The following is a 13,997-nucleotide window of genomic DNA, read 5'->3' on the forward strand; positions in this document are numbered from 1 at the left end:
CTATAAGTCAATATATTTTGTCTTAATTTGTTATATATTATATAAATAAAAACCGGACGCACTTAATTATAAAGTACGTCCGGTTAATTATACAGAAACATTAAACTGCTTCAAATCCAATATCGTCTATTACATTTTTAAAAATGCTTTCTTCTGTTTTGGCCTCATCATATTCAACTGTCGCCATTTCGTTTTCAAGGCTGACATCAACACTTTTTACGCCTTCTAAAGCTGAAAGAGCTTTTTGTATAGAAGCAACGCAATGGTTGCAGCTCATGCCTTTAATTTTAATCTCTGAAGTTTTCATATTAACACCTCTATATTTTTATTTTATCTTTATTCTTTTCAAAAGTAATGAATTAGTCACAACCGAAACACTGCTGAGAGCCATAGCTGCACCTGCAATTGCCGGGTTGAGAAATCCAAAGGCTGCGAACGGAATTCCTATTCCATTATATATAAAGGCCCAAAATAGATTTTGTCTTATCTTTTTCATAGTCATTTTAGAAAGATAAATTCCGTCACAAACTGCATTTGGGTCTCCTCTCAATAAAGTTATATCTGCAGCTTCAATAGCAACGTCTGTCCCATCGCCCATTGCTATACCTATATCAGCACTGACTAATGCAGGCGCATCATTAATTCCATCGCCAACCATGGCCACAACATTGTCTTTTGACTTAAAAGACAATATTTTTTCTGATTTTTCATGAGGCAACACGTTAGCAAACACTTTTTTTATACCTACCGACTTAGCAATTGCTGCAGCAGTCGCATCATTGTCACCTGTCAGCATACAAACATCAATATCCATTCTGCTCAATCTGTTAACTGCTTGAACAGATGTTTCCTTAACTGTGTCAGAAAGGGCTACGGCTCCAATAAAATTCGTGTTTTCGGATACAAACATTACAGTCTTACCTTGCATTTCAAATTCGGACGCTTTTTTTAAATCTATATTGCTTATCTCAATATTAGCTGAATTCATTAGTTTTCTATTTCCGATTCTATATACATTTCCTTCCTTATCTTTTCCCTCTATACCCATTCCTACTTTTGCTTCAGTTTCCTCAAGCTCCAGCAAACCATTAACATTTTTAACACAATGTGTATAAATAGCCTTACCAAGCGGATGCTCACTTCCAAATTCCAATCCGCCGATTATTTTCAAAAATGTTTCTTTATCTTCCTGATTAGATAATATTAAGTCGGTGACATCAGGCGTTCCTTTAGTTATAGTACCGGTCTTGTCAAATACAACTGTGTTTATTTTTGAGGATATTTCTAATATTTCACCGCTTTTTACAAGTATTCCGTGATTAGCACAGAGCCCCGTACCAACCATAATTGCTGTTGGGGTTGCAAGTCCAAGAGAACATGGACATGCAATAACCAAAACTGATACTGCGTTTATCAAAGAAGTTTCAAAGTTTTTAGTAATAAAATACCAAGCAAAAAGAGTTATCAGAGCTATTATCATAATAGCCGGAACAAAAACAGCTGAAACCTTATCCGCTATCTTTTGTATTGGAGCTTTCTTGCCCTGGGCATTTCTAACATATGTGATTATATTTGATAACGTTGTTTCCTTACCAATTTTTTCAGCTTCTACTTGTATAACGCCCATTTTATTAATTGTAGCACAAAATACATTGTCTCCAATTTTTTTGTCAACAGGAAGACTTTCGCCCGTAAGCATAGATTCATCTACTGTTGACCGTCCGCTTTTTATAACACCATCAATTGGTATTTTTTCGCCCGGATTGATAACAACTACATCTCCGGCATTCAACATAGAGAGCGGTACTGTAGTTATAACTCCGTCACGAAGAAGATTTGCATTTTGCGGCTGTAGTTTTATCAGCGACTGTATAGCTTCGCTTGTTTTAACTCTTGCTCTTAATTCCAAATATTTTCCCAGCAATATTAAAGTAATAATAGTCATGGACGATTCAAAATAAAGACCATCCATCTGTCCATGTACTATATTACCTGCTATCACATTATATAAACTGAAAAAATATGCAGACAGCGTTCCAATAGAAACAAGAACGTCCATATTAGGGCTTTTTGATTTTATAGCATAAAACGCTGGTTTATAAAATCTATAACCTATTATAAACTGCACCGGTGTAGCTAAGATTAATTGAAAAATCGGGTCATGAAGAAACATTATATGAATTCCAAGCCACGAGGCAATCATTCCCAAAATCAGAGGGGTGGTTAATATTATAGAAAATATAAGATATATTTTTAGATTTCTAAACTCTCTTTGATTGGAATTTTCTTTTGATTCGTCGTAAACCTCAGCTCCGAAACCCATTTTTTTAATTTTATTTATTATTTCATCATTTGTTATAAGTGTTTGGTCAAAACTTACAGTTGCCGTTTCAGTTGTTAAATTAACATTGATTTCTTCAATACCGTTCGTTTTTGCTAAAACACGTTCTATTCTTCCGCTGCATGCAGCACAGGTCATCCCGTCAATTTTTAGCTCAGACCTCATAACAACAGCTCCTTTCAATAATTGGAACATTTGTAAAAAGTTAGCAATTCCTAACTTGTAATAATCATAGCATATTTATTTTATAATGTCAATAAAAATAAGGATGAGAATTACTCATCCTTATTATATAAATCTAATAGAATAATATACTACGCTTCATTATTAAAACTTTGCAGATTTTTTATACAAGCATAAATTTCAGGGTATTTCTTCAAAAGATTTAGTGGTTTAAATTTTCTGTCAGTGAAACCATGAGTGGTATATCCTGTGGCTAATAATTCACCGTCATCTCTAATAACGTTATATTCAAAAACGCATTTTGCAACGCCCAATTTCTTTAAATTAACCTCAATCCAAACATCATCCTGATACTTAGCACCCTTAATAAACTTACAATAGCAGTCAAGCAAAGGAAGCAAAACGTCGTTTTCTTCAACTTCTCTGTATGACATACCTGAAGTTTTAAAGAATTCAGTGCGGCCGACTTCAAACCAAGGAAAATATCTAGAGTGATGCACTACTCCCATACTGTCAACTTCACAGTATCGAACCGTAATTTTTGTTTTAAACAATTTTATCTCTCCTTATACTATCTTTGCTATACCGGAGTAAACTTGTCCTCTTATTCCGTCTATTGTAACCGTGGTACCGTTTTTCAGAATCTTTGTCGCATTTTTAACACCTACCAAAACAGGAATATCCAAAGTCATTCCAACAATGGCGGCATGTGACGTGCTTCCGGAAACTTCTGTTATAATCGCTGAGGCTTTTTTTAATATAGAAATTATAGAATTAGAAGTCTCAGGTATTACCAATATATCGCCGTCTTCAAAATATTTTAAAGCCTCATTGTTATTGGAAGCAACACAAACTTTTCCGCTTATTGATTTATTTGAAAGACTTTGTCCTGACGCTAGTATATCCCCAACCAACAGAACTTTTAAAATGTTTGTAGTTCCGCTTATACCTAACGGCGAACCTCCGGTGAGAACAACTACATCACCCTTTTTAACCAGTTTAGTTTCTCTTACTGCACAATTCACAGCATGTTCAAAAAGCTCATCGCTTGTGCTCTTAACTTCTGTCATAATAGGAGTGACGCCCCATGACAAATTCAGCTGACGCCATATTTTTTTATTTAAAGCACCTGCAATAATAGGGCATTTAGGACGATAAGCAGAAATCTGACGCGGAGTATATCCGGACTGAGTGACAGTTATGATTGCAGCTGCACCGATATCATGTGCAGTCGTACATGACGAGTGGCTTATCGCATTTGAAACACTGGTTGTTTGATTTAAATGCAAATTTTCAAACCTCTTAACATAATCTATATTCTCTTCTGTTTTAATACAGATTCTTGCCATAGTTTGAAGAGCCAAAACCGGATATTCACCGACAGCCGTTTCGCCCGAAAGCATAACGGCGGAAGTTCCGTCATAAACCGCATTTGCCACATCAGAAATTTCAGCACGGGTTGGTCTCGGATTATGTGTTATACTTTCAAGCATCTGTGTCGCAGTTATAACCTTTTTACCCTCTGTATAACATTGTTTTATCAGCTTTTTCTGAATGGCAGGGAGTTCGTCAAAGGATATTTCAACTCCCATATCTCCTCTTGCTACCATTATTCCTTCGCTGACTTTTAATATTGATTCAATGTTGTCAACACCCTGCCTGTTTTCTATCTTTGAAATGATTTGAATATTTTCTCCGCCGTTTTGTTCCAATATCCTTTTTATGTCAAGAACATCAAAAGCTGAACGGACAAATGATGCTGCTATAAAATCAAAATCCTGTTCAATTCCAAATTTAATATCTTCAACATCTTTTTTGCTCATATATTCCATTCCAAGCTCAATTCCCGGAACATTTATACTTTTATGATTGCTGACAGGACCGCCGTTTAAAACCTCACATACTACGTCAGAACCTTTGATGCCGGTAACCTTCATTTCAATTAATCCATCGTCAATCAAAATTTTGGCGCCTGCATATACATCTTTTGCCAAATCCTTATATGTGATTGATGAACGAGTGTTATCGCCAACTATATTTTTAGGAGTAAGAGTAAAGCTCTGTCCTTCAACGAGTTCAACTTTTCCATTTTCAAAATCTCCGGTTCTCACTTCAGGGCCTTTAGTGTCAAGTAAAAGGGCTATTGGAAGGCCGAGTTCATCACGCATTTTCTTCACTGCATTTATACGAACCAAATGTTCCTCATGAGTACCATGAGAAAAATTTATCCTGGCGCAATTCATCCCATTCAGCATAAGCTGCTTTAAAACTTCTGGCTCATCTGTGGCTGGACCAAGTGTACATATTATTTTAGTTTTTCTTCTCATTGATTATTTCTCCTCACCTATGTTTATTACTCCCATTTTTGTATATAATTTTGATTTACCTCTAATTTTTATTGCAGAAGTATTCTCTGTAAACTGAGCAATATAAACCTCACCTTTATCTAATTTTTCAGTATGGTGAAACCGTGTGTCTTTTCCTCTGGTTAAACCAATAATAGTTACTCCGTCTTCCTCTGCAACGATTGTGACATATTCACCAAAAGTGTTTACATCCATATATAAACCTCCAGATTTTATATTGCTATTAAAAACAACATATATATTTACTTAAGGCATTATATACCAAAGCGATAAAAAAATCAAGCAAAATTAGTTTAAATATAAAATATTAAGCGCAAAATTAAAGAGATTTAATTAATTAAAGTCAAGATATGTATCTGGAACATCGCCAACTATGACTGATTCTGCAATGGGTACTTCTGTAACTATGTCTTCAAGGTCTCCTCTTACAGGCAAAACAACACCCAGTGCTGTTGTAACTTTTACTTTTATTAAATGTTTTGTTTGATTAATTCCAGCGGAAATAAATTCATTACAAAACTCAACCTTTACATTCTCATTTGTTAAAACACGCAATGATACAGGTATTCCGTACCCGGAATAGAACTTACTCGAAAACATAGAAAGTATTGGAATTGATATATCGACGCTGTTTATTTTATCAATTCTATTCTGAACATTTACAGCAAGTTCAGATTTTAAAAGGTTTATCTCCCTGTAATTGGTTTCAAGACTTTTTACATTTCCGCTGCTGTCTTTTGTCATATTTATTATTGAATCATAGTTAATATTTGATTCATTTATTAATTCGCTGACAGCTGAATTACATTCTTTTGTAACTTCACTGTTTAATACTGATAATGACAAATCTTTAATTACTGGATCAATATGGTTTTCAATTGAATTAAATAAAAATACACATGAAACTATGACTAAAATTAGGATAATATAAAATTTAATTTTTGAAGATGATTTTCTATTATAGTATGTTCTGTGACGTTTACACCTTTTTCCTGATAATCCGAGCCTATACTTTAACTTTTTTTGCCAAATAAACATAAGAATCACCTATTGTATGTTACGCTATACTCTAATTTTTGTTACAATTATAAATTTATTTATAAATAAGGTAAATTTAACGTGACAATGATGGTTTAGTATAGTATAATAAACAAAAGATTAAATTTGTATATTATTTTGATGAAAGTGAGGAATAGTTATGTGGTATGACGAAAGTGTATTTTATCAAATCTATCCTTTGGGATTTTGTGACGCTCCAACAGAAAACGATGGAATATATAAAAATAGAATAAAAAAAGTTGTGGATTGGATACCGCACATAAAAAAGGTTGGATGTAATGCGGTTTATTTTTCGCCTATTTTTGATTCTGATAATCATGGTTATGACACAAGAGATTATAAAAATATTGACTGCAGACTTGGTAATAACAAAGACTTTAAGATGGTAGCTCAGAATTTGCATGAAAACGGCATAAAAGTGGTTTTAGACGGTGTTTTTAACCACGTAGGACGCGGCTTTTGGGCTTTTAAAGACGTTATAGAGAAAAAGTGGGATTCACAATATAAAGATTGGTTTTATATAAATTTTGACGGTAACAGTAATTATAATGACGGATTTTGGTATGAAGGCTGGGAAGGACATTATGAGCTGGTTAAATTAAATTTGAGAAACCAAGAAGTTGTAAATTATATACTGGAATGCGTAGATTTTTGGGTAAATGAATTCGATATAGACGGACTTAGACTTGATGTAGCTTATTGTTTGGATCAAGATTTTTTAAAAACTTTAAGATATCATTGTAATCAAATTAAAGAAGATTTTGTTTTAATCGGAGAATTACTGCATGGGGATTACAATCTATTCGTTTCAGATGACAAACTTCACAGCTGCACAAATTATGAATGCTACAAGGGACTATATTCGAGCTTTAATTCTGAGAATATGTTCGAAATAATCCATTCGCTAATTAGACAGTTTGGACCCGAAAATTGGTCGCTTTATAAAGATAAACATCTTTTAAATTTTGTTGATAATCATGATGTTACTAGAATTGCTGATTTGCTTAATGTTTCAGAACATTTACCCCTTATATATGGGTTATTATTTAGTATGCCCGGAGTTCCATGTATTTACTACGGAAGTGAATGGGGCGCAAAAGGAAAGAAAGAAAATGGAGACAATGCACTGCGTCAAAGCTTTGAAGCTCCTATTGAAAATGAACTTACAGAGTTAATTTCAAAATTATCAAAGGCACATATGGAATCAAAAGCGCTCTGTTATGGAAGTTTTGAATCTGTTCTGCTAACAAATAAACAAGCAATTTTTCAGAGAAAATTTGAAGATGAACGTGTGCTTGTCGCAATAAATATTGATGATTCATCTTTCACCGCACACTTTGACGCTCAATGTGGAATGGCTGTCGATTTAATTACTGACGAAGTACACGACTTCGGCGGCGGAAGCAAGCTTCCTCCATACAGCGTGCAGTATTGGAAAATGGAAAGATAATTTATATTTTTATAAATTTTAAATATTATATGTTTTAAAAATTCATATGTATAAATTTCAATAAAAACTTACATCAGATAAATTATATGCACTCCAAAATGAACTATATTGATTACTAACAATGACAGAATATTATTAAAAGGAGAAATTTATAACTATTATAATATTATAGCATATATTTTTGATTACAAGATTAAAATTGATAATTAAATATGCCAAACAGGCTTCTTGTAACTTTTTTAAGAAGCCTGTTTCTACTTGTTTAAAAACATATATTCTATTTCCCCACTGAATCTTCAGGTATGTATCCAGCTTTAATAATTTTTTCTACAAATAAATTTAAGTCTATGCCGCCATTTATAATTATATTAATTAAACTCTTAAATGACGGTAGTCTTTTCCCATTTTCTAAATCTATGTATTGACGTGGGGAGAGACAGCATTTTTCTGCCATTTTTTCTTGATTTAATTTCAGTTCCATTCTTCTAAAGTATAATGTCTTTCCAAAGCATAATTTTAATATATTCATCATTTCACTCCTAATATACAAAATGTGTAAATTTTATCAATTTTTATTCCAAGCTATATGTTTAATTGCCGCATATGAATTTTACTTGCTAATACTTTTTGCAAAATATGAGTAATAATTGCATAATAAATTTTATAATTAAATAAAAAAAACGCGGCTTTAAATGCCGCGCCTGTCGGTGCAAATATAGTTGTTATCGGTTCAGGTATAATCTCCAGCGTTTTTTAATTTTTTTATAAACTCACCGGGGTCTATATCACAAATAATTAATATGTTTATAAAAGTTGGGGTTGACGGTATACTTACAGCGTTTTCTAAATTTACATATGATCTGCATGTAATATGGCACTTATGAGCCATAGCCTCCTGAGTAAGTTTATATTCCTTTCTTTTAGATAGTAAGATTTCGCTCAATACAGTTTTTATAATCTGTTGATTGTTTTTATTTATCACAAAAAACACCTCCCTTCAATATACTACAGATGGATTGTATCAGAATTTTATATATTTTGAAACGAAGTGTGATTCATGAAATGCGAATCCCAAAATCTTCTTAAATTTTTTATATCAAACCTTACTCTGTATAGAGTAAAGATATATTAATAAGTTTTAGGATATTTATCTAACAATAATATTTTTCTTTATAATGTATAAGTTTAAAGATTAATTATATTATCATTATATATAAACCTATTAATTAATCTTCTAATTTCTTATTTCTAAATAATACTCTGAAGTATTGATATGTTGGTCAAAAAAATTTGCAGTTATCAGGCTATAGTAACATTTTCTTTATTGAAAATGTCATAGCAAAAATATAAAAGGGTATGTTTTCACACCCTTTTAATAATCTAATAAAGAGCACAATTTTTTATATCAAAAATTCTGTTGAATATATATACACCAAAAAGATATATATTATATTAAGTTTATGATACATATGCTGCAGCAGTAATATCGATGTATTATAAGTAAAATATTTGTTTATTTTTATATAAATAAATACGCAGTTGTCAATAATAGAAATATTTATACTTATTATCTGTATGATGTATTTTATAATTATAAAGTAATTATATTATAATTTGCATTTAGAATTACTAGATTTTGTGGAAACTCCCGCATGAGATTCCAGTAGCCAATTCCTGATAAATTGTAACGTTCGGCAAGCTGGAGTTTGGCGGTAATACTTCTTGGATCTTCAAACCAAACTTCATGAAGTCGCCCTTCATTATCTGTGTATCTGAACCATGGTGATTGCGCAACAGTGTCAAATTGTATTTCTGCATTATTTGCTTCCGCTATCCTAATACATTCTACCGGTGATAAAGATGTTGCTTTTGTTACTCCTTGTTCAAATGGCAAGGGCCAGTCATAACCATAAGTCGGAACGCCTAAAAGTATTTTTGAAGAAGATATGCGGGTCAGAGCATACTCCACCACTTCATTAACTTTATTTATTGGAGCCACAGCCATTGGCGGTCCATATGTATATCCCCACTCATAAGTCATAAGTAACACTTTATCCACAGATGAGGCAATAGCGCCATAATCATGACCTTCATATAAAGTTCCTTGCTGTGTGTCGCTAACTTTTGGAGCAAGCGCTGAAAATAGCGGGTATCCAAGAGGATTTATAGCTTTGTACATATTTTGGAGAAATATAACATAATCATATCTATCTTCCGGGTATATAAATTCAAAATCTATATCAAGACCGTCATATCCTTTTCGTTCCATGTTACCAATAGTCTCATTGATTAATTTACTTTGTATATTTTCATTTGTGAAGACAAGATTTGCTCTTTCATTGCTGAAGTTTCCAGCTTCAGTTAATGTTGAAAGGTGCATTAAATTTTTGGTTCCAAAGCTGTTTGCCATAGCAATCATCCACTCATCGTTTTCTAAATTAACCAATCCACCGTCTTCTCTTATCCCATAAGTAAATGGGGTAGAGTATGTCATATAAGGCAGCTGTTCTCGAAGAAGTTCGCGACTTATGAACGGATAAGCATATCCGTTGGTTATAAATGATGTTGTTCTGTTTTCATCTTGATATTTAATTACTATTGTTTGACCCGGTGAAATGTTTGTACTGCCTTTTAAGAAATAATTGTTTCTTAATAAAGTTTTAATGCTGACATTATATCTGTTTGCTATACCTGTCAGAGTATCTCCCTGCTGAACTATATATTGTGTTTCGGGTTGCAGTATAACCAATGCTTGACCGATAACAGCCCTTGAGTTGGTGTTTAAACCATTATCAGCTAAAAAATTATTTAAATTTACATTGTATTCATTAGCGATACCGGTTAGTGTTTCTCCTGGTTTGACGACATGAATAATCATATTTATACCTCCGTGATTTATATTTATTTGTTTACATTAAAATTAATTGTTAAACTACTAATTAAAGATATGTCATGAATTTCTGCCTATTATATTTTTAAAAGTATATAGCACATTTCACATAAACTAATATATCAGTCATAAATAATATAACAGATATTTATTTTTTAATATATATAATTAATAGTGTACCAGATTAAACCAACAAATGGCAGATAATTAACATGAATGTAAATCTTACTACGACATAATAATTACAATATATAAATTGTGATTAAAAAATAATAAATGTTTCTAATAAATATTATTATGAATTTATCTGCACTTATCTTCAAACCATTAATTCCATTGACAAAATTATTTTATCAAAAGATTTTTATATAAAAAAATTCTAAGTTTTATAATTCACGCATCAGATGGAAAGACTGCATTAGATTTAAGGTTCCGTATCCCCATTGTTCATTGGGATAATCCATTGCAATGCTTTTTACACATCCGCGTATCAAGTAAGCCCGTATTTGATAGGTGCTTAATGATACATCGTTTCCATTTACAATTCCCCATTGCATTAAAAGTGCGCAGGCACCACTGGTTATTGCGGCAGCAGCACTTGTGCCGCTCATTTGGCCAAATCCATACGGAAAGTACCCGCCTATATTAACGCCGGGAGCTACTAAATCCGGAAGAGTTACTTCTGCCCTCGATGGACCCCAAGAGGATTTTTGATAAAGACTTTGGCTTAAACTATTATAAGCTCCACAGCATATAGTGCCAATTGCTGTCCCTGGAATAGTTGTGGTGTAATATGGTGAAGCAGACAGGAATTCTACATCTGTAGACACAAATCCTGACATTGGAAGCCATGAGTGATAAACACCATTAAGAATAATGTCACCATGAACAATAATGGTCCATATTCCGGGAGTAGCATCTAATATTCGCACAACTGTTAACTGACCGCCGCTGCCCTCCAGCGGCATATAATATTCTACAGTTACTCTGGTATTCTCAAGAACAAGCTTTACCTCTGTGCTTGTGCCCGCTTTTGCCGGTACACGTCCAACTAATTCTCCGGATGGTGACCGAATTGATACAGAAAGCCTATCGGATACAGTATTCCAAAGCGAAATACATATGTTACCGGCGTTGCTGCCTACTCTTACATCAACATTCTGAGTTTCACCAACTGTGTTGAGTTTTCCTGATGTATGATGGCGCTCCTGACATTCATTTCCGGCTGCATTACAAATACAAACTCCTTTTAAATTAGATATACCGCTTAAATATTCTTCAAATATACTGAAACCATCGTGACTTCCAAAGTTTGTACCTAGACCAAGACAAATTACTACCGGCCTTTTCAATTCATGAGCCTTTTTTATAATATATTCAATACCTACCATTACTGCACTTGATTCAAAAGCGTATTCCTGTTGGTCTGGAACGCAAAATTTTTCAAGATAAAATGGCCGGGCTTTTTTTAATTTAACGGCAATTATATCAGCCTCAGGCGCTGCTCCTGAAAAATCATCTATTTCTCTTCCTGCAGCTACCGAGGCCAAAAAGGTTCCGTGGCCTGATTTATCATGTTCAGGAACTATATCATGAGGATTTTCAGAAGATAATGCGGAGTTAATTTGTTCATTATTGTATTCATGTCCGAAAAAGAAACCGTCAGGAGGATCTCCTTCAGCTGTTTGATCATATATAAATTGAATTTTACTTGTTCCGTCTTCATAAATAAAGCTTTTTTGCATATAATCAATACCTGTGTCTACGATACCAACTAAAACGCCTCTGCCTTTTAAGTCAAGATACGGTTGGTTATGAACCGGTATAATTCCGGCTGAATCAAGAGGAGGACGGTCCAGTGTTCCCAATATTACAGGTGCAGAACTTATAAACGATGTGCTTAAATAAGAAAGCAAATCATCATAGTGACTTTTATCTATATAACCGATAATATATCTTCCGGATAGAGTCTGTGTAATTGTTATATTAGGATTTTCTTTTATAAATTCATCAAGATAATCGGAACTTCTGACTATAAAATCAAGAGTGTCGGGCGATTGTATAAAATTTTTGATCTCATTTGAAAGTTCCATATTAAATTCTCCTTTTATATAGTTCCAAATCATCGATGGTGTCACAAAGACTTAGTTTTCCATATCCCCAAAGAGGATTGGGATAGGTTAAATATGTATTTCGGACTGCATTTTTGCATAGGAAAGCTTTAACACGCTGTCCGTAAAGAAAAGGATCATTCCCTTTTACAATTCCCCATTCCATCATAAGAGCCGCTGCTCCAGAAACAAATGGGGCAGCCATGCTGGTTCCCGTATATGTATCAAAACCACCGCCGGATTTTGCTGTATAGATGTTTTCGGCAGGAGCTGTCAAATCCAATTGAGGCAGTCCAATTTCATGCATTGTGCCGCCTCTTCCTGAAAAGGTGCAAACAGTGTCAGTTTCGGGCCTATAACCGCCAACAGAAATTGGAGTAACCGCAGTAGCCGGTAATGTCATCGTCATGTCTGGAGTAGATTCAAGAAATGAAGTACGTTCAGACACTTCATCAATTGTCGGGAGCCAAACGTCAAAATTACCGTCTACTATTTTTTCACCGTAACATATTAGAGTCCAAATACCGTCCATTAGGTCTGATGCTGCTCCTAAATTAACGTAAATTTCCTGAGCTGCACTATAATGATTTGGTTCACCAAAAGAAAAAGATATTTTAACATTGTGTAAGTTTAAACTAATATCTCGAACCAATGGTGTAATTATGCCTGTAGACATCCCGCTGGGATTAACTAATTCAAAATTAACAATATCGGAAAAATTTTTCCAAAGTGATAAGTAAACATTATTTTTATTAGATGAAACGTTAAAGTTCAAATTTAGTGGATTATTTTCTTTAATATTTCCTTTAAAATGGTGGCCGCTATATCCTTCGTTTCCGGAAGCACATACAATTACTGTTTTCCAAAGTCTTGATATGTCATCAATATAAGTTTCAAATAAAGATTGGCCTCTATGAGAACCATTATTCGTACCATAACTTAAGTTGATTACGCAGGGCATGTTATAATTAATTGCTTTATCAATAATATATTTTATACCTCTCATTATGTCGGTTGTGCGAGTTTCTGAACTACCAAGCTTTACTGCTATAATTGATGCTTCCGGAGCTGCTCCGCTGATTCCTGCAGCAATACCAGCAACTGCAGTTCCGTGTCCTATAAAATCTTTGCATACAAATTTATCTGCATTAATATCAGAAAATGTATATTCTGTTCCCTTATAAAAACCATTAGGTGGGACTCCTTCAGTTGTCATGTCCCATACAGATAAAATTCTTGTTGTTTCTGCAGTGTTCATAAATTCGGAGTGGCTGCTATCAATACCGGAATCTATAATTCCAATTATAACTCTAGAACCGGTCAAATGGTAACTTGTTTGATTTTGGACCGGAGATATACATGTTGAGTTGAGACCGAGTTTAGTTGATAAAAATAGTTTTTTTGTTGGTTCCCAATATTCAATTTCTTTTAATTCTCTCAGATATTTGATTTGAGATGGTTCTATATCAATAATTGCATAACCGACGCTTAATATTTCAATTTTATCTCTTATAGAATCAAGGTTGCCATTATATTTTATAATATATTCCATATGAACACAGCCTTAAAATATATTTTTGCTCACGTACCAACGAGC

Annotated in this window: 12 protein-coding genes; 1 reads left to right on the forward strand and 11 read right to left on the reverse strand. The window is 33.5% G+C overall.

The features are described 5' to 3' along the window. Positions 1-100: 100 nt before the first annotated feature. The 6 genes from B9O19_RS01125 to yunB all read right to left on the reverse strand — a co-directional run bounded on the left by B9O19_RS01125 (position 101) and on the right by yunB (position 5,928). On the reverse strand, positions 101-307 hold the full coding sequence (locus tag B9O19_RS01125; protein WP_102364708.1) for a heavy-metal-associated domain-containing protein: 207 nt from the start codon (positions 305-307) through the stop codon (positions 101-103). An 18-nt stretch (positions 308-325) separates the two neighbouring features. Further along, a complete protein-coding gene (locus B9O19_RS01130) occupies positions 326-2,506 on the reverse strand; it encodes a heavy metal translocating P-type ATPase (protein WP_154058593.1) in 2,181 nt (726 codons plus the stop codon). A gap of 149 nt (positions 2,507-2,655) precedes the next feature. After that, a complete protein-coding gene (locus B9O19_RS01135) occupies positions 2,656-3,078 on the reverse strand; it encodes an acyl-CoA thioesterase (RefSeq protein ID WP_102364710.1) in 423 nt (140 codons plus the stop codon). Between the two features lie 12 nt (positions 3,079-3,090). Next, positions 3,091-4,851 (reverse strand): pyruvate kinase, encoded by a 1,761-nt coding sequence (pyk, locus tag B9O19_RS01140; RefSeq protein ID WP_102364711.1) that lies wholly within the window; start codon positions 4,849-4,851, stop codon positions 3,091-3,093. A 3-nt stretch (positions 4,852-4,854) separates the two neighbouring features. Then, complete coding sequence (mtrB, locus tag B9O19_RS01145; RefSeq protein WP_102364712.1) at positions 4,855-5,085, reverse strand: trp RNA-binding attenuation protein MtrB; 231 nt, start codon at positions 5,083-5,085, stop codon at positions 4,855-4,857. Between the two features lie 138 nt (positions 5,086-5,223). Further along, a complete protein-coding gene (gene yunB / locus B9O19_RS01150) occupies positions 5,224-5,928 on the reverse strand; it encodes a sporulation protein YunB (protein WP_102364713.1) in 705 nt (234 codons plus the stop codon). A gap of 160 nt (positions 5,929-6,088) precedes the next feature. Here yunB and B9O19_RS01155 point away from each other — a divergent pair, with 160 nt between their 5' ends. Next, positions 6,089-7,399 carry an alpha-amylase family glycosyl hydrolase gene (locus tag B9O19_RS01155; RefSeq protein WP_102364714.1) on the forward strand — a complete coding sequence of 437 codons (1,311 nt, stop codon included), beginning with the start codon at positions 6,089-6,091 and terminating at the stop codon, positions 7,397-7,399. Between the two features lie 277 nt (positions 7,400-7,676). On the opposite strand, the gene B9O19_RS01160 is transcribed toward B9O19_RS01155, so the two are convergent. The 5 genes from B9O19_RS01160 to B9O19_RS01180 all read right to left on the reverse strand — a co-directional run bounded on the left by B9O19_RS01160 (position 7,677) and on the right by B9O19_RS01180 (position 13,952). Then, positions 7,677-7,928, reverse strand: a complete 252-nt coding sequence (locus B9O19_RS01160) for a helix-turn-helix domain-containing protein (RefSeq protein ID WP_158648874.1) — start codon at positions 7,926-7,928, stop codon at positions 7,677-7,679. A 201-nt stretch (positions 7,929-8,129) separates the two neighbouring features. After that, positions 8,130-8,381 (reverse strand): helix-turn-helix domain-containing protein, encoded by a 252-nt coding sequence (locus B9O19_RS01165; protein WP_102364716.1) that lies wholly within the window; start codon positions 8,379-8,381, stop codon positions 8,130-8,132. A 609-nt stretch (positions 8,382-8,990) separates the two neighbouring features. After that, on the reverse strand, positions 8,991-10,277 hold the full coding sequence (locus tag B9O19_RS01170) for a glycosyl hydrolase family 18 protein (RefSeq protein ID WP_102364717.1): 1,287 nt from the start codon (positions 10,275-10,277) through the stop codon (positions 8,991-8,993). Between the two features lie 398 nt (positions 10,278-10,675). Then, complete coding sequence (locus B9O19_RS01175) at positions 10,676-12,382, reverse strand: S8 family peptidase (protein WP_102364718.1); 1,707 nt, start codon at positions 12,380-12,382, stop codon at positions 10,676-10,678. Position 12,383: 1 nt separating this feature from the next. Then, positions 12,384-13,952: a S8 family serine peptidase gene (locus B9O19_RS01180; protein ID WP_102364719.1), complete on the reverse strand. Its 1,569-nt coding sequence runs from the start codon at positions 13,950-13,952 to the stop codon at positions 12,384-12,386. Between the last annotated feature and the right edge of the window lie 45 nt (positions 13,953-13,997).

It is taken from the genome of Monoglobus pectinilyticus (assembly GCF_002874775.1).
Classification (GTDB): Bacteria; Bacillota; Clostridia; order Monoglobales; family Monoglobaceae; genus Monoglobus; species Monoglobus pectinilyticus.